The organism is Bradyrhizobium sp. Leo78 (genome assembly GCF_059512425.1).
Window position 1 is genome coordinate 20,115 of sequence record NZ_JCAMOT010000025.1, and the last position, 16,287, is coordinate 36,401.

The 16,287-nt window shown below is 60.0% G+C and carries 14 protein-coding genes, 1 tRNA gene and 1 pseudogene; 4 read left to right on the forward strand and 12 right to left on the reverse strand.

Annotated features, from left to right (window positions below; translation table 11 throughout):
* Positions 1-15 precede the first annotated feature (15 nt).
* Positions 16-909 carry an amidohydrolase family protein gene (locus AC5ZG1_RS27435; RefSeq protein WP_456644858.1) on the reverse strand — a complete coding sequence of 298 codons (894 nt, stop codon included), beginning with the start codon at positions 907-909 and terminating at the stop codon, positions 16-18.
* A 118-nt stretch (positions 910-1,027) separates the two neighbouring features.
* Between AC5ZG1_RS27435 and AC5ZG1_RS27440 the strand changes: the two genes are divergently transcribed.
* The gene (locus AC5ZG1_RS27440; protein ID WP_456644857.1) at positions 1,028-1,726 is read left to right on the forward strand and encodes a GntR family transcriptional regulator; all 699 of its coding nucleotides are present in this window, start codon (positions 1,028-1,030) and stop codon (positions 1,724-1,726) included.
* Positions 1,727-1,815: 89 nt separating this feature from the next.
* On the opposite strand, the gene AC5ZG1_RS27445 is transcribed toward AC5ZG1_RS27440, so the two are convergent.
* The 7 genes from AC5ZG1_RS27445 to AC5ZG1_RS27475 form a co-directional block, all read right to left on the reverse strand.
* Positions 1,816-3,240 (reverse strand): amidase, encoded by a 1,425-nt coding sequence (locus AC5ZG1_RS27445; protein ID WP_456644856.1) that lies wholly within the window; start codon positions 3,238-3,240, stop codon positions 1,816-1,818.
* A gap of 87 nt (positions 3,241-3,327) precedes the next feature.
* A complete protein-coding gene (locus AC5ZG1_RS27450) occupies positions 3,328-4,020 on the reverse strand; it encodes a branched-chain amino acid ABC transporter ATP-binding protein (protein WP_051396403.1) in 693 nt (230 codons plus the stop codon).
* A 7-nt stretch (positions 4,021-4,027) separates the two neighbouring features.
* Positions 4,028-4,744, reverse strand: a complete 717-nt coding sequence (locus AC5ZG1_RS27455; RefSeq protein ID WP_496134621.1) for an ABC transporter ATP-binding protein — start codon at positions 4,742-4,744, stop codon at positions 4,028-4,030.
* Positions 4,745-4,776: 32 nt separating this feature from the next.
* Positions 4,777-5,802 (reverse strand): branched-chain amino acid ABC transporter permease, encoded by a 1,026-nt coding sequence (locus tag AC5ZG1_RS27460; protein ID WP_496134622.1) that lies wholly within the window; start codon positions 5,800-5,802, stop codon positions 4,777-4,779.
* A gap of 60 nt (positions 5,803-5,862) precedes the next feature.
* Positions 5,863-6,723: a branched-chain amino acid ABC transporter permease gene (locus AC5ZG1_RS27465; RefSeq protein WP_496134623.1), complete on the reverse strand. Its 861-nt coding sequence runs from the start codon at positions 6,721-6,723 to the stop codon at positions 5,863-5,865.
* A 38-nt stretch (positions 6,724-6,761) separates the two neighbouring features.
* Positions 6,762-7,976 (reverse strand): ABC transporter substrate-binding protein, encoded by a 1,215-nt coding sequence (locus AC5ZG1_RS27470; protein WP_496134624.1) that lies wholly within the window; start codon positions 7,974-7,976, stop codon positions 6,762-6,764.
* Positions 7,977-8,017: 41 nt separating this feature from the next.
* Positions 8,018-9,370, reverse strand: a complete 1,353-nt coding sequence (locus AC5ZG1_RS27475) for an aminotransferase family protein (RefSeq protein WP_496134625.1) — start codon at positions 9,368-9,370, stop codon at positions 8,018-8,020.
* Between the two features lie 102 nt (positions 9,371-9,472).
* Here AC5ZG1_RS27475 and AC5ZG1_RS27480 point away from each other — a divergent pair, with 102 nt between their 5' ends.
* Positions 9,473-10,069: a TetR/AcrR family transcriptional regulator gene (locus AC5ZG1_RS27480; protein ID WP_028161501.1), complete on the forward strand. Its 597-nt coding sequence runs from the start codon at positions 9,473-9,475 to the stop codon at positions 10,067-10,069.
* A gap of 163 nt (positions 10,070-10,232) precedes the next feature.
* Here the strand turns inward: AC5ZG1_RS27480 and AC5ZG1_RS27485 are convergent.
* From AC5ZG1_RS27485 to AC5ZG1_RS27500, 4 genes are all read right to left on the reverse strand, one after another.
* Positions 10,233-10,318 (reverse strand) — tRNA-Lys (locus tag AC5ZG1_RS27485).
* A 147-nt stretch (positions 10,319-10,465) separates the two neighbouring features.
* Positions 10,466-11,527, reverse strand: a complete 1,062-nt coding sequence (locus tag AC5ZG1_RS27490) for a Gfo/Idh/MocA family protein (RefSeq protein WP_496134626.1) — start codon at positions 11,525-11,527, stop codon at positions 10,466-10,468.
* Positions 11,528-11,735: 208 nt separating this feature from the next.
* Entirely contained in the window at positions 11,736-13,148 is a 1,413-nt protein-coding gene (gene pyk / locus AC5ZG1_RS27495; protein ID WP_496134677.1) for a pyruvate kinase, read from the reverse strand.
* Positions 13,149-13,582: 434 nt separating this feature from the next.
* A complete protein-coding gene (locus tag AC5ZG1_RS27500) occupies positions 13,583-14,557 on the reverse strand; it encodes a 1-phosphofructokinase family hexose kinase (RefSeq protein WP_496134627.1) in 975 nt (324 codons plus the stop codon).
* A 62-nt stretch (positions 14,558-14,619) separates the two neighbouring features.
* On the opposite strand from AC5ZG1_RS27500, the gene glk reads away from it, so the two are divergent.
* Both glk and AC5ZG1_RS27510 read left to right on the forward strand, forming a co-directional pair.
* The gene (glk, locus tag AC5ZG1_RS27505; RefSeq protein ID WP_496134628.1) at positions 14,620-15,564 is read left to right on the forward strand and encodes a glucokinase; all 945 of its coding nucleotides are present in this window, start codon (positions 14,620-14,622) and stop codon (positions 15,562-15,564) included.
* Between the two features lie 48 nt (positions 15,565-15,612).
* A pseudogene (locus AC5ZG1_RS27510) lies at positions 15,613-16,209 on the forward strand (HAD family hydrolase); the annotation flags it as partial.
* Positions 16,210-16,287 lie beyond the last annotated feature (78 nt).

Below are 16,287 nucleotides of genomic sequence, written 5' to 3' on the forward strand. Positions count from 1 at the left end.
CCATTAACTGATTGATTAGATTCGATAGAGCTGTGCAGCGGTGTCGTGGAGGATCGCGCGCTGCTCCTCCAGCGAGAGATAGGAAATGGACTGACGGAAGGTCTCGTTCAGCGCCTTGTAGCTCGTCCAGAGCTTTTCAATCGGGAAATTGCTCCCATACATGCAGCGCCCTGCTCCGAAGATAGAAACGGTCTCCCTGACGATCGGAGACACGACCTCAGCCGAATAAGCATGCACAAAGGTGCCCAGACCGGATAGTTTGGTGAAAACATTCGGCTGAGCGGCAAGCAACTTCATGCCGCGACGCCAGAGTTCCCATCCCGCGGGCGAGAGATCTTCCAGCATGCCCGCATGTTCGAGCACGAAGTTGACCTTCGGAAATGCGCGCGCAAGCTCCGCACCATCCTGCATCTGGCCGGCGAAGACTTGAAGTTCGAAGATCAAATTGCGATTGGCAAGCTCGGTCATGCCCTTGCGCCAAGCGGGATCGTTCATCACGTTGGGCCGGGACGCGAAGCGGTATTGAGGATTTTCGTGCCAGTGCAGTTGCTGGCGCACGCCGCGCACCGTGGGCAACTTGCAAAGCTTGTCGAGCAATGCGTCGACGTTCGGATCGGCAAGATCAGCGTAGGCAACGCAGGCGTGCGGCCAACCTGCCGCATCAGCCACTGACTGGACCCATTGGGCCTCCGTCAATTCGCCGCCGGGGGGCCAGTTGGTCTGGACGTAAATGGATTTGACGACGTTGGCGCCTTCCAGATCGCGCCGGAATTCGTCGACCGTGTAGTCTCGGCGAATGGCTTCGTAGGGACCGAAAATACGCGGCACTGGCGGCCCGGACAGCCAAGCCAAGTCAGCAAGACGCCAAATGTGATGATGCGCGTCGATCGCCTCGATGGGCTCAGCCATCCGCATTTCTCCCCCAATATCGTTGCTGGCACTTTTAGGACTGAATTATCGCGCGTCAAGTATTTTCGAAAATATGCAGTCTGTGGTAAAATCCAGCACATCTTGTACGGGAGCATCGATGACGGCGGTTGCTGGCACGGCAAAAACCCTGGCTGAAAGTGCCTATCTACGGATTCGCGATGCTATTCGTGGTGGGGCACTGCCGCCCGGCACACGCTTACGCTTTGCAGAGCTCCAAGACCTCTGCGGGATGAGTGTCACCCCGGTCCGCGAGGCGCTGACGCGGCTCACGGCCGAGGGCTTCACAACCGTGGAAGAGAACCGCGGCTATCGGGTCGCGCCACTATCCATTGAAGAGCTCTGGGACATTGCGCGGAGCCGGCAACTTATCGAGGGCGAAGCGCTACGGCTCTCGATTGCGAAGGGAGGCGCGGATTGGGAGGGCGCGCTCGTATCGGCGCACCACTTGATGAAGCGTATCGCCCGAACGACTCACCAAGCACCGACGGTGGTCGATGAAGACTGGAATCACCGGCACACCGTTTTCCACCGATCGCTTATACTGGCCTGCGGATCACCCATACTCCTGTCCATAAGCGAGGGCCTCTATGATCGTGCCGATCGCTATCGTCGTCTGTCGTGGGCGATACCGGACAACCCTCGAGCAATCGAGGAGGAGCACGAATTGATCTTCAAAAGCGCGCTTGCCCGCGATGCCGAAGCCGCGGTGACCTACCTCCGTGTTCACTATGAACGCACGGCACAGCAGGTCGAGGCATTCCTGCTGAACAAGGCCCAGCCCGACGTTTCGATTTAGTGGACGTGCAGCGATTTGCTTCGAGAGGATAGCCTATCCGGGCGCTTGGTTAGCCTAGTCTGCTCGGTCCTCGCATGAAGGAGGCGGTGTCACGCGGCCGGTTCAATGGGTGGACGCTGTCGCTGCATTGGTAGCACCTCTTGGAAGGACGCCGCAGCTTGCAAGACCCCGAGATCGTTGAAACGCCGGCTTACGATCTGCAACCCGACCGGAAGCCCAGCCGCGGTCATGCCACAGGGGACGCTGGCGGCTGGGTGGCTGGACATATTGAACGGATAAAGAAACTCAGACCATGCAAGCCAGTCCCATGCATGTTCCGGCCAATCCTCGGGCCTCACGCGCTCGACAGGAAACGCCGCAACAGATGCAACCGGCGTTATGAGGTAATCCCAATTTTCGAGAAACGATGAGATCCTGGCCACGTAAGTCAGCTTCCGCTCTCGCATATTGATGTAATCGGCGGCCGAGAAGTTGGCTCCCGCGCGAATACAAGCCACAAGATCGGGGCTCATACGGCCTTCCCAATCAGCCAGTAGCCTGGCATGACGTCCGCAATAGACACTCCAGAAAAAGCGGCCGAGCTCAGGCCCGAGCACACCCCAGTCGGGGATCACTTCTTCGACGTCCGCCTGGAGCGTGCCAGCAAAAGTCCTCGCTGCATTCCGGACGATATCGGCAATCTCATCGTCAACTCTTGCGTGACCGAGATCGAGGCTGAAGGCCACACGCTTACCCTTCATCGACCCCTTCAGCTTCGCAAGATAGGCATCGGGCCGCGCCTCACACGACGTATGATCGAGAAAGTGGGGGCCGGCCATGGTCTCGAGCATGAGCGCAGCATCCGCGACAGTTCGCGTCATCGGTCCAGGATGAGTGCCGTAGTCGTTGTTCGTGACGGGGACGCAAGGCACGCGCCCGTAGGTCGGCTTCAACCCAAAGATGCCGCAGAAATGTGATGGCATACGGATGGAGCCAGCCCCATCAGATCCAAGATGCAGCGGTCCGAAACCGGTCGCCGCGGCAGCACCCGCTCCAGCCGAGGAGGCTCCCGCATTAAGTCCATGCCGCCAAGGATTGTGGGTAATCCCCGTCACAGGGTTGCGGCTCATGCCGGACCAGGCAAACTCGGACATTGTTGTCTTGCCGATGATCACCGCGCCGGCCTTGCGCAGACGTTCCACAACGACGTTGTCAGTCGCCGCGACCTGCCCCTTGATGGCGTATGAACCGGTCGACGTTTCTTGACCGGCAACATCGAAGGCATCCTTGATCGTGACCGGAATTCCCTCGAGCGGGCCCGCCTCGCGCTCCCGGAGGCGCTGTTCCGATTGTTTTGCGGCAGCAAGCGCTTCCTCGTACATAACTACCGAGAAGGCGTTGATCCGTGGATTGATGGCGTTGATCCGTTCCAGGACCGTTCTTACGACTTCTACTGGCGTAGTATCTCCGCGCGCATAGCTTTCCTTGAGCTCAATCGCGCTCGCGTATCCGATATCGGATTGAAGATTGGTCATCGCTTGTGATCCTCGATTATATGGACGCGACCATGTGCAGGCGAGGCAAAGCCGGCACTGCACGATCGGACTGTGGGGGCACTGATGCTAGTGAATGCCGAGATATCGCTCGATGCGTTCTGGATGACGCTGGCTTTCGATCGAGCTTAGGCGGTCGACGACGATGCCGTTTTCCATCACCACCACTCGGTCAGCGAGTGAAAGCGCGAAGCCGATATTCTGCTCAACAAGGACGACCGACAGGTCTTCACCACGCAACGCCGCAAGCGTTTCGCCCACCTTCTTGACCACAACGGGCGCCAGCCCCTGCGATGGCTCGTCCAGCAACAGCAGTCGCGGACCCGGTGCAAGTCCTCTTCCGATCACCATCATTTGCTGCTGCCCGCCCGATAGTTCCGAGCCGCGACGCCTCAGCAGGCCAGCGAGGTCCGGAAACCATTCGACGATGCGGCGCAGGTCGTAAGGAGACCCCCGGCGATGCCCGAGCATGATGTTCTCCTCGACCGTCAAGAGCGAAAACGGGTCGCGGGTTTCAGGCACATAGCTAATCCCGGATCGTGCGATCTGGTGCGACTTCATTCCGTCGATTCGCGTCGAATCGAACGAGATGGCACCGCTTTTGACCGGGTTGAGACCCATGATCGCTCGCAGCGTAGTCGTCTTTCCGGCACCGTTTCGACCCACAACCGCGACCACCTCGCGGCGGCCGACATCGAAACTCACGCCGAACAACGCTTGGCTTCGACCATAGTAGGCGTCGATGGCATCGACCTTCAGCAAAGCCTTCTCAACTACCAAAGTAGGCCTCCTGCACATCCCTATTCTCGCGAATTTCGAAAGGGCTGCCGTGAGCAACCACCGCACCGCGGTTCATCACGGTGATCTCGTCCGAAAGATCCATGACGATACCCACGTTGTGTTCGATCATGATGATGCTGAACTCACCTTTCAGGGCCATGATCACCCGCTTCACACGCTCGGCCTCTTTGCTTGAAAGTCCCGCAGTTGGCTCGTCGAGAAGAATGATCCTGGGCTCGCAAGCCAAGGTGACAGCGAGTTCGAGGAGGCGTTGATCGCCATATGAAAGTTCTCGCACCGGCACATCCGCGATCTCGACCAACCCAAGCCTCTGCAGACAGGAAAAGGCCCATTCGCGCGTTTCGGCGAACCGCGTCACTTGCCGCCAGAACACAAAGGGATTGCCGCCGCGGGCCCGGTACGCGGCAACCCAGACATTCTCTCGCGCACTCATGTCCAGATAGACGCTTGATATCTGATAGGAGCGGGCGACCCCCATTCTCGCGACGCGATCTGGCGTCAGGTCGGTGATGTCGGTCGCTCCAAGCCGAATTGCACCTGAATCCGGGATAAGGTCCCTGGTCAAGAGATTGAATAGCGTGGTCTTGCCGGCACCGTTTGGCCCAAGAATGCTGTGCAGACGCCCTTTGGCGAACGCGATGCTCACCTGATCGACTACGGTGTTTCCGCCGAAGCGCTTCGACAATCGGTCTGCCGCCAATACGATTTGATTTTGCACTAGCATTGTCGCTGTCCACGTCCCTTGACCGTCCAGCTCGAGAGTTTGGAGACGAAGCCGACCAGCCCATTCGGTAGAGAGGCCATGATGACTATGACGAATACCCCGAGGAGCAGCGGCCATCGAGTCCAGACCAAGCTGAACAAGCCCTGCAACCATATGAACACGGCGGCGCCGATCACCGGGCCAAGCATGCTCCTCTGCCCGCCAATGACGACCATGAACACCACGTACGCTGATCCGGTCCAATGTACGGAATCAATGGGCATGATCCGGTACAACATGGCAAACAGTGCACCCGCCACGCCTGAGATTGCCCCCGCGATCACGAAGGCGGCGAGCTGGAGGTTCGGCACAGGATACCCGAGGGAGACCGTGCGACGACTGTTCTGCCGGCTCGCCGCAAGTACAAGACCAAACGGGCTGTTCACCATCCGCACCAGAACAATCATCGTTGCAAGGAAGAGGACAGATGCAAGCGCGTAGAAACTTCGATTGTCGTCGAAACTGAACGACCCGACAAATGGCAGTTCAAGGACGGGACGACGAATGCCCGCCAGGCCGTCCTCTCCACCGGTTACCGAGCGCCAGGAATATACGATGTAGTAGACCAGCTGGTTGAACGCGAAGGTGAGCATCATGAAGTAGATGCCGAGCCTGCGGATACTTAGAATGCCGACCGCTGCCGCGATTAGTCCTCCGCTCCCGCAGGCAACGACCAGGGCGAGCGGCAACGACGTCCAACCATGCGCCAGAAGGTACCCGGCCGCGTATCCGCCTGTACCAAAGAACGCGGCCTGCCCGAAAGAATAGAGGCCAGCCGTTCCGATCAGCAGATTCGCTGCCATTGCGAAAATCCCAAAGATCAGGATTTCCGTCGCGATGTTGATCGGCATCACCAAGGGCAGGATCGATACGGCACCGATAATGCCGATGCTTCGGATCAGGTTCGCGGTCAGCCGTCCCGGTCTCGCGGTGGTGCCAACACTGCTGATTTCGACAGGTTCTTCGATACTCTTGGCCAATACAGTTCCGTTGTGGTCCGATGATCTCATCGCCAATACCTCGCCAGACGGGCTTTGCCGTCAGCGCTCGCCAAAAAGCCCCTGGGGTCGAAGAAGCAAGACGCCGATCATCACTGCATAAATAATCGCCGTGCTCGCGGCAGGCGCCGCAATCGTCATGAGACTCTGGACCACTCCGACCAGCACCCCCGCTGCAATCGAGCCATAAAGAGATCCGAGACCACCGATGACGAGCACGACGAAGGCAATGCCCAACATATCGCCCCCCATGGTCGATGTCGCTCCGACCAGCGGCAATGCCAAGCCACCCGCCAGTCCGGCCAGTCCGGCGCCAAGCATCATTCCCGCGGAGAGCAACAGGTCGACGTTGATCCCCAAAGCCTGAGTGGTCTCGGGTCGTTCGATTCCTGCCCTGACATAAGCACCGAACTTGGTGCGCTCGATCACCAACCAAACGGCACTGATCACCAGCGCGGAGAAAACGCTCGCAAAGGCGATGTATCTCGGCACGATCGTAAAGCCGAGATTGATCGCCCCTCGCAAGATGGGCGGTGGCGAATAGCTGAGTCCAACCGTGCCCCAGCCAATCAGGAGGGCCTGCTCGATCACAAGCGCGGCGCCGAACAACGTGATCAATTGGGGAAGATATCCGCTTCCGCTGACAGGCTGTATCGCAAAGCGGTCAAGCGCCAAACCGGCAAGCGCCGCGCCCAGAAATGCGACCGCCAATCCGACGGCAAAGGACATTCCAAGCGACACGACCGAATAGCAGAGGTAAGCACCGAGCGCGTACAAGGCACCGTGAGCGAAGTTCGGAATGTTCAGCAGGCCTTTGATGATGGAAAGGCCGAACGACATCAGGGCGTAAATCATCCCGATCGCGATGCCGTTGACGAGTTGCGCTGAAATCAGCCAAAGCATCTGCCGTCCCTCTCGCGTCGCGTGCTCATATCGGTGAATTAGAGCGCAGGCATCTGCTTACATTCGTTGAGTTCGACAGGCTGAGGCTTGTCGCCGTTCGCCACGATGTCAGCGAAGTCGGTTGCATGGCGCATATCGGATGCCTGTTTGCAGCGCACGACGAAATACGGTCGAATAAGCTGATGGGTCTTCGGATCGATCGACATTCGACCAAGCACTCCATCCCAGGACATTTGCTCGAGAGTCTTGATGACGTCCGGGACTTCGGTACTGTTCGCCTTCTCCATGGCCATAAGGAGAGCCCGGACTGCGTCATAGGCATAGGCGGAGGAATATCCCGGAAGCGCCGAGAACTTCTTCGTGTAGCTTCCCACAAACTCCCTGTTGGCCGGCGTGTCGATGTCGGGATAGTAGTTTTGACCAAGGACCAAGCCGGTCCGCATTTCCGGCGCGAGCTCCGCAAGCTGATCGACTTCGAGCGACCAAGGACCAACGACGGCGATGTTCTCCGCGCCAAAACTCGCGAACTGGCGGACCGCCGTGACGGCATCAGCTCCGGCTGTATTCAACAGCAGAATATCAGGCTTCGCAGCGACCGCCTTTGTGAGGTATTGGGTATATTGACGCTCGCCGGACGGATGGTTGTCGTTGCCAACCAGCTCAAAGCCGAGTTCCGCCGCCACGATCTTGGCATATTTGAGAAGTGCGTGCCCGAAGACGTAGTCTGCAGTTAAAGTGTAGATCGTTTTCTTTTGAGGAAACGTCTTTCTTACGTACTCGAGCGTCGCGCGCATCGCGGTGTAAGGATGAGCCGACCATTGAAACGTATACCGTCCGCACCGACTGCCCGTGAAGTCTTCGGATCCGCCCGCGGCGAATTGCAACAGCTTTTCGCGCTGCGCGACCTCGGATTCGGCAAGTCCGACAGCGCTGGAATAGGCTCCGATGAAGTATCGCATTCCGTCGCTGGTTGCGGCCTCCTGAACACGGCGAACACCGGACGCCGGCTTGCCTTCGTCATCTCGCGTCAGTAAGCGCACGGCGTTGCCAAGAACACTGCCGCCATGCATTTCCAGCGCCAGCGAGGCACCGCGCGCAACTAGATCCCCGGCATACGCGAAAGTGCCAGTGGTTGGAGTTATAACGCCCATGGTTACCACACCGGCCCTTTGGCCCCAGGCCGGAAGGATCGGAGCTGCCGCGAGCGCCACGGCGGACAACAGAACATCGCGACGCGTTTGTGCAATGGGCATCAAGATCTCCTCCTGGGCTAAATGGATTGTTCAGGCCGCGTCTAGGCTACGACTTTCTCGAATTCGAAAAGGCTATCCCCCAGCTTTGCGATCAGCTCGGCTATGTGGTCCGACGTGGCAATGAGCGGCGGCGCCACAATGATCGAATTGTTGAGCGGTGCGATCCCCGCGGGATATACGACAAGCCCATGATCACGACAGATCGACACCAGCATTCCTGCTGCATTCTGTTGCGCCTCGAAGGTCCGGCGGGTTGCCCGATCGCGCACGAGCTCGAATCCCCACAACAGGCCGCGTCCTCGGATGTCGACCATGCACGGATGTCGCTGCGAGAGCGCCAAAAGTCCCGCGTGCAACTCCTCGCCGCGCTCGCGCACGTTACGCAATAGGTCGTTCCGCTCGATGTAGTCGAGCACAGATAGGCACACCGCCGCGCTGAGAGGATTGGCGCTGAATGTGTGGCCGAAGGGAACGATGCTGCTGCCCTCGGCAATGGCATGCACGATCCTCTGGCGCAGGAGGATGGCGGCCATGGGCGTGTATCCCGCGCTCAACCCCTTTGCGAGCAGGATGATGTCAGGAACAACCTGCTCTTGCTCCGATGCAAACCATGCGCCGGTACGTCCTGCACCGGTGATCACTTCGTCAGCGATGAGCAGAACCTCATAGCGATCGCAGATTTCTCGCAACCGACGGAAGTAGCCAGGCGGGGGCGGCAACACTCCGCCCGCAGCACCAACGATCGGCTCAGCGATGACAGCCGCGACCGTATCGGGGCCTTGAGCAAGGATCTCCGTCTCCCAAGCATCGGCGCATTCCGTCGCGCAGTCTTCCGGCTGAAGCCCGAACGGGCATCGATAACAATACGCTGGGGGAACTTTGGCGAACTGGTGCAGCAGCGGACCGTAGTCGGGCCGGCGCCCCGAATGGCCCGAGATCGACAGGGCTCCCATCGTCATGCCGTGATAGCTGGTGATGCGGCCGAGGACCTTGGTCTTCTGTGGGCGACCACACTCCTTCCAATAGTGGAGGGCCATGCGGACGGCGTATTCCGAGGCTTCTGAGCCGCTGTTCACGAAGAACGCACTGCAGATATCCCCAGGAGCCAACTCGCAAAGCTTCTGAGCCAGGCGCTCGGCCGGCTCATTGCTGAACTGGCTTCTGAAGGTAAATGCGATGGTAGCGGCCTGTTCCGCCATGACGTCGCCGATTTCGCGGAGACCGTGACCCAGGTTCGCGGTCATCGCACCGCTCGATCCATCGAAATAGCGTCGTCCTTCGCTATCGAATAGATAAGGTCCCTCGCCTCGCGTGACTTTGGGATAATGTGCAACCAGATTCGGCTTGAGCAGGCGGCTGCCCTCCAGTCCACCAGTCCGCGACAAATCGATCATTTGGGAAACTGCCATGCCCCGAAATCTCAAAAAGAGAGACTGGCCTCCTGGCCAACGAACCAAATACAATACGAACCGTTGCGTATGTCAATAGGATGAATGATGGGAAAGAAGGCTGTTGCCCGCGCGGGGCGCCCCAGGGACGAAAACGTCCACCGCGCCATTCTCGACGCGGCCAGAGATCTCATTCGGGATGAGGGTTACGCTTCATTCTCGATCGAGGGCGTCGCAGCCCGGGCCGCGGTAGCAAAGCAGTCCATCTATCGACGATGGTCGTCGAAGGGCGCACTGCTCGTCGACTTGTACATGGATGGACTGGAGCGCCCGGCCCCTCTGCCTGCGCGCGGCCTTGTGAATGACTTGCTTGCCGTTCTGTTGCAGACGACAAAGCGCATTCAGGACGCGGCCTATGCAAATATTCTGAAGAGCGTGGTCGTCGAAGCGCAAAGCGACCCCGACATGCGAAAGCTCGTTCTTCAGAAGATTGTCGAGCCTCGTCGAGATGCTGCGAAGGCAGTCATCAACCGGGCCATCGAATCCGGCGAGCTGCCAAGCACGCTCGATTCAGAGATGATTGTTGACTTTGTCTTTGGCGCGGTCTGGTTCAATTTGCTGCTGGGCGACGCGAATCTCACCAGCCGATTTGCGCACCGGGTCGTCAAAATGGTCGAACAGCTCGGATCCAAGCAGGCCCCATAACCAATGCGCAGTCACGTCCGAGCCCACGAGCCGATGCTTGGAGAGACTCGAACCCCGGACGTCAGGGGTCGCTGGAGTGGGGAGCGCAGCCGAAGATCCGGGTTCGCTTCCCGCAGTCGCGACGTGTTGAAAAAGCGAACAGACGGGAGACTTGATTTATATGTGGGCGCACCAGGGCTCGAACCTGGGACCCGCTGATTAAGAGGCAGCCCCGGGTTGAGAACGATCAATGACTTACCGGTCGCACCCAAGGGCTTATCCGGTAGAAGATGGGATCCGTCGCGCGGTCAGCCGTCGCCAAGCTCTCGGCCATAGAGATTGCAGAGCTCAACCACCACCTTCACGCCGGCGCTAAATTGCGCATCCCGTACGCCGATCCGAGATGCTCCGGCTGGTTTACGATACGACGCCCAACCGGCCCAGACGCGGCGTGAAGGGAATCGCCACCTCCTGCGCGATCTCAATCGATTCATAGAGCGCCGAGATCAGTTCCAGGCTCTTGCGGCCCTCGAGGCCGTCGACCAGCGCCGCGCGCTGGTTCACCAGGCAATCGACGACGTTTTGGTAATAGGCCTGATGGCCGAAGCCGTAGACGTCAGGCGGGTCGATCGAAAATTTTTCGATCACGTCCTTGTCCGACGGCAGTTCGTCGACGAAACGCCAATGTCGGATCTGGTTGACCGCAAGGCCCGCAATTTCAACTATCCCCTTTTCTCCGAGAATGGAGAGCGAGCCTTCGATGTCGGTCGGCCGGGTGGCGGTGGTTGCCTCGATGACGCCGAGCGCGCCGTTCCTGAACTTCAACGTCGCGACCGCCGTGTCCTCGGCCTCGATCCGAACCAAGGCGGTGATCGCGCGGGCATGAACGCTGATGACATCGCCGAAGAACCATTCCAGCAGGTCGATATAGTGGCTCGCCTGATTGGTGAGCACGCCCCCGTCATAGGCCCAGGTGCCGCGCCAGCTATCCTGGTCGTAATAGGCCTGATCGCGACACCAGCGCACGCGCACGGTGCCGAGCACGAGGCTGCCGAAGCGGCCGGCCTCCAGCGCCTCCCGTGCCTTGAGCACGGGAACATTGAAGCGGTTCTGCTTGACGACGAAAAGCTTGACGCCTGCCTCGTCGCAGGCGCGGATCATGTCATCCGCGTCCCGCAGCCGCAGCGCCATCGGCTTTTCCACCACGACGTGCTTGCCGGCGTTCGCGCAGGCGATGACATGCTCGCGACGCATGCCGCTCGGGGTCAACAACGCGACCGCATCGACGTCCTTGCGGGCGAGAAAATCATCGATGTCGTAGTGGGCGCCAACGCCGAACTTCGCTGCGAGCGCATCCGCGCGAGCACGCACCAAGTCGCAGACAGCCGCGAGCGTTGCGCCCTCGATGCGATTGCCGCCGAGCAGATCGGAATGGCGCTCGGCGATACGCCCGCATCCCAGCAGGCCGAACCTGATCATTGAGCCTCCTTTTCGACGCGGAGACCATGCGGGACGATAATACTCCCGGCTCCCTATTAGCAAAGGTTCCAACAGATCAAGTCAATCGGGAGGCAGCGCGTTCCCGGCTCGACCGGTTCGGGTGTCGGTTTTTGGTTGCCGGCGATCACTGGTACGGCTCTCGTCGCGCTCGGCCGCCAGTTCGGCAATCTCCGCCCCACCGGGGAGATCAGGAGACCGAAACGACGCGCAAGTTGTTGGTTGTCCCGCCCTGGCCTAACGGTATGCCGGCAACGACCACCAAAGTATCACCGGCGCCGGCGAACCCTTCCCGTTTCGCAAGCTCCGTCGCGCGGCTGACCATCTCCTCGTAGGCTTTCACATCGTCGGAAAGCACGCTGTGTGCACCCCAGAAGAGACAGAGGCGACGGGACACTTCCACACTCGTCGTGGTCGCCAGGATCGGCACCCTGGGCCGCTTCCGCGCGACACGTGCGGCCGTTGTCCCGCTTGCGGTATAGGCGACGATGACCGCCGCACGGATCGCCGAGGCCAAGTCGGCCGCCGCCGCGGCCACCGCGTGCGGCGGAGTCTGCTCCTCATCGGGCTGGGTTGCTTCGATGATCGAGCGATACATCTTGTGCTGCTCTGTGCTGCGGATGATGCGGTCCATCATTTCGACGGCCTCTCGCGGGTACTGGCCGGTGGCCGACTCCGCCGACAACATCACGGCATCCGCGCCGTCATAGATTGCGGTGGCGACGTCTGAAGCCTCGGCACGCGTGGGTGTCGGGGCTGTCACCATTGAATCGAGCATCTGAGTGGCGACGATCACCGGTTTGACGGCCAGCCTGCAGGCGCGGACCAGTTCCTTCTGGCGAGCGGGCACTTCCTCGTGCGGAATCTCGACGCCCAGATCGCCGCGTGCAACCATGATCGCATCCGACATCTGGATAATGTCATCGATCCGCTCGAGTGCCGCGGGCTTCTCGATCTTCGCCATGAGCCCGGCGCGCTCGCCAATCAGCGCCCGTGCTTCGATCATGTCCGATGGCTTCTGCACAAATGAGAGAGCTACCCAGTCCACGCCAAGGCGCAGGCCGAATTCCAGATCGGCGCGGTCCTTTGCGGTGAGCGGCGACAGATCGAGAATCGTTCCCGGCAAATTGACGCCCTTGTGGTTCGAGATCGCACCACCCACGATCACCTCGGCCTCGATGGTGTCATTGCCCAGTCTCGTCGCGCGAACGCGCACCCTGCCATCGTCGATCAGGAGATCGTCGCCGGGGGCAAGGGCTGCAAAGATTTCCGGGTGCGGCAAGGGTATAGCCCCGGCGTCACCTTCCGATCCGGAGCCGACAAAGCGAACGATCTCACCGGACCGAACTGTGATCTTCTTGTCGCGCAAGGTGCCAACGCGAATTTTGGGCCCCTGCAGGTCCATCAGAACGCCGATTGGGCGCTGCATTTCCTGCTCGAGTGCGCGGATCGCAGCATGGACGTTTGCATGATCCTTCTGGGTTCCGTGGCTGAAGTTGAGACGGAATGTGTCCACACCTGCGACAAACAGCGCTTTAAGCATCTCTGGCGAAGCGCTGGCCGGGCCAACGGTAGCAACTATTTTCGCCCGTCGACGACGCATGACCATGTGATCCCTTCCGTTCCGGCTCGATCAGGCAGGACTCGCATGCGGCTTCATCTAGTGACTTTTTGTGCCGCAGTTAATCTCCTTCGAAGAGCATGGTACCCGCCCCGCGGCTTATTCGCTGACCTTTTGCGCCGCGCTGGTTGCTCACTACTAGCATTTTTATGCCGGATCGTACACTGCTGGGTTGTATGGCGCATACGCCTGCAGCCGCCTCGCTGCTTCAGCCGGATCGAGCCCTTTCCCGCAGTCGGTGGCAAGCAACTTCGCACATCGCTGGCAGACATCGTATGCCAGCGATGTGACGCCACTCGTCAAAGTCGACTCTGCCGCTGCGCCCATGGTTGTCTCTGATTGGTCCGTGTTCGTCCCGGGCATCCGGGAAGCTCGGTGCGGAGCGACTGCGAGGTCGAGGTTACGACGCCAGCGCGCTAGGTTGGCTGCATGGACAGGCGCTCGGCCATCACTTCGGCATGGAGACGCTCGACATCCTCCCGACGGCACAATTGGGTGCCGTGTGTCAGGACAGCAGCGGCACCCGCGGCCATGCCGAGCGTGAATGCATCTTCAGCACTTTTTCCGCGCGCCAGCGCAAAGGTCATGCCCGCTACAAAACTATCGCCCGCCCCTACAGCGCTCACAGGCTTCACCTTAGGGCCTCGTAGTCGCAACGTGCCTGACCGAGTTGCGAGCAATGCGCCATCGCGTCCCATGGTCACAGCAAGGTTTTCGACGGACCCGGTAGCGACCAAAGACGTCGCGGCATCGACAAGTTCCTCGGGTGACTCGAACTTTCTGTGTGTCAACGTCTCGAACTCCCCAACACTGGGCTTGGCGAGACAAATGCCTCCTGCCGACACGGCCGCTTGGAGCGCAGGCCCTGAGGTATCAAGGATCAAGCGTGCTCCATTGCTCCGCACGATGTCGGCCGCGCGGGCGTAAAAATCGATGGGAACACCCGGCGGCAAGCTACCACTCGCGACGATGATGTCTGCGTCACATTCCTTGAGGTGCGATAGGGCCGATTGCCACTCTGCTTCGACAAGAGAACAGCCCTCGCTTACGAAACGATATTCGAGCCCCGAAATCTCTTCGAAGACCGTGAAGCTGATGCGTGTGCTGCCGGCAATATTGACGCATTTTGCTGGCACGTCCAATTTCGAGACAAGTTCATTCAAGACGAGTCCAGTAGCGCCGCCAGCCAGGTAAATGGCGTAGGCCTCGGCGCCCAGTTCCTTCAGCACACGCGCGACATTTATGCCGCCGCCTCCCGCATCCGTGCGCTGTTGTACCGCACGATTCTTACGGATCGGTCTGATCTCGTTCGACTGGAACGCGAGATCAATGGTCGGGCTGAGCGTCAGTGTAACGATAGGCTTTGAGGCTGTCTCCGGCTGCTGTATCATGTTGCAAGCCTTCTCGCCTGGAAATAGAAGTTGAACATTATCATCCTCAGGGGATGAACGCCATGCGGCTGGTCGGAGACATTGGCGGCACCAACGCAAGGTTTGCGATTGCAGAGCCTGGTTCGCATCCATCGGATGCGCGCAAGCTACCGGTCGCCCACTATCCCGGCCTTGTCGAGGCGGTGGAGGACTATCTGTCCGGCGTCCCGATGCTGGAAGAGGCGGTGCTCGCTGTGGCGGGCCCCGTCCTGGGCGATGAGGTGACCTTCAGCAACAGCTCCTGGCATTTCTCGATAGCGGATGTGCGGCGGCGGCTCGGCTTGCGCAAGTTAATCGTGATCAATGATCTTCTCGCCCAGGCGCTGTCCGTTGCCGCACTGCAACCCGATGAGATCCGTTCCGTAAAAGCGGGAACACGTGATCCAAGCCAGCCTTCCCTCGTCATTGGCCCCGGCACCGGCCTCGGTGTTGCTTTTCTGCTGAATAATGCGGGAACACTTGTCGGACTCCCGAGTGAGGCCGGGCATGCCACATTCGCTCCGGCGGACAGTGTCCAAGTCGAGATCCTGTCGCATCTCCACAGGCACTATCCGCATGTGTCAGCCGAACAGTTGCTGTCCGGAAAGGGGTTATTGGCGATTGCGACAACTCTGGCCAAGATGAATGGGCAGATCATCGATCTGCAGGATCCCAGAGACGTTTCGGCCCGCGCCGCAGCGAACCAGTGCCCTACTTGCTGTGAGGCGATAAGGATCTTCTCGTCCATCCTCGGTGCGACCGCCGGCAATCTCGCCCTGACCCTTTTGACCAGCGGCGGGGTCGTCATTACTGGCGGACTGTGCCGCGGACTGCGGCCACTCTGGGATGTCGAAGCGCTCAAGCAGGCTTTCACTGCAAAGGGACAGTTCAGCTCGTATCTGGACGGGATACCGATCGACCAGATCTTACGTCCTCATGCGGGCCTCCTCGGCGCTGCCTTGTATGTGGAGCCGAGCCACTCCGTTTAATTGGAAATCAATGCTGGCGTACGTCGCAATAACTCCGTGAGCCGAGGCATGTCTCGCAAAGCCGGTCTTGTTCCGTCGCAATTTGATGCCGTCGCCTTCGATCTCGATGGCGTGGTGACAGATACCGCGCGCATCCATTTCCAGGCTTGGACGCAAACCTTCGATGTTTTTTTCGAAGGGTACACCCGTCGCACCGGCGTTGCCTTCGCGCCATTCACGCTTGAGGACTACCGCAAGTACATCGACGGCCGTCCGCGCGAAGAGGCCATTCGTGCCTTCCTGGCCGCGCGCGGCGTGGGCCTCGCGGAAGGCGATGAGCGCGATGGTCCCGAGGTCGAAACCATCCAGGGCCTCGCCGTGCGAAAGGACGGACTGTTCCTGGAGAGGATGCGCGGCAAAGGGGTCGACGTCTATCCTTCCACGGTGGCCCTGATTCGGCGTCTGCGCGCGCTCGGCCTGAAGACGGCGGTGGTTTCGGCGAGCCGCAATTGCCAGGAGATTCTGCAAACTGCGCGGCTCGATCATCTGTTCGACGCTCGCATCGACGGACGCGATGCCGCGACCCTGGGGCTCCCGGGCAAGCCAGCGCCCGACACTTTTCTTGCGGCGGCGCAGCGCCTCGGGAGCTCGCCCGATCGCACGGCCGTCATCGAGGACGCGATCGCCGGCGTGGCAGCGGGACGAGCCGGCGGTTTCGGCCTCGTCATCGGCATCGACCGGGTC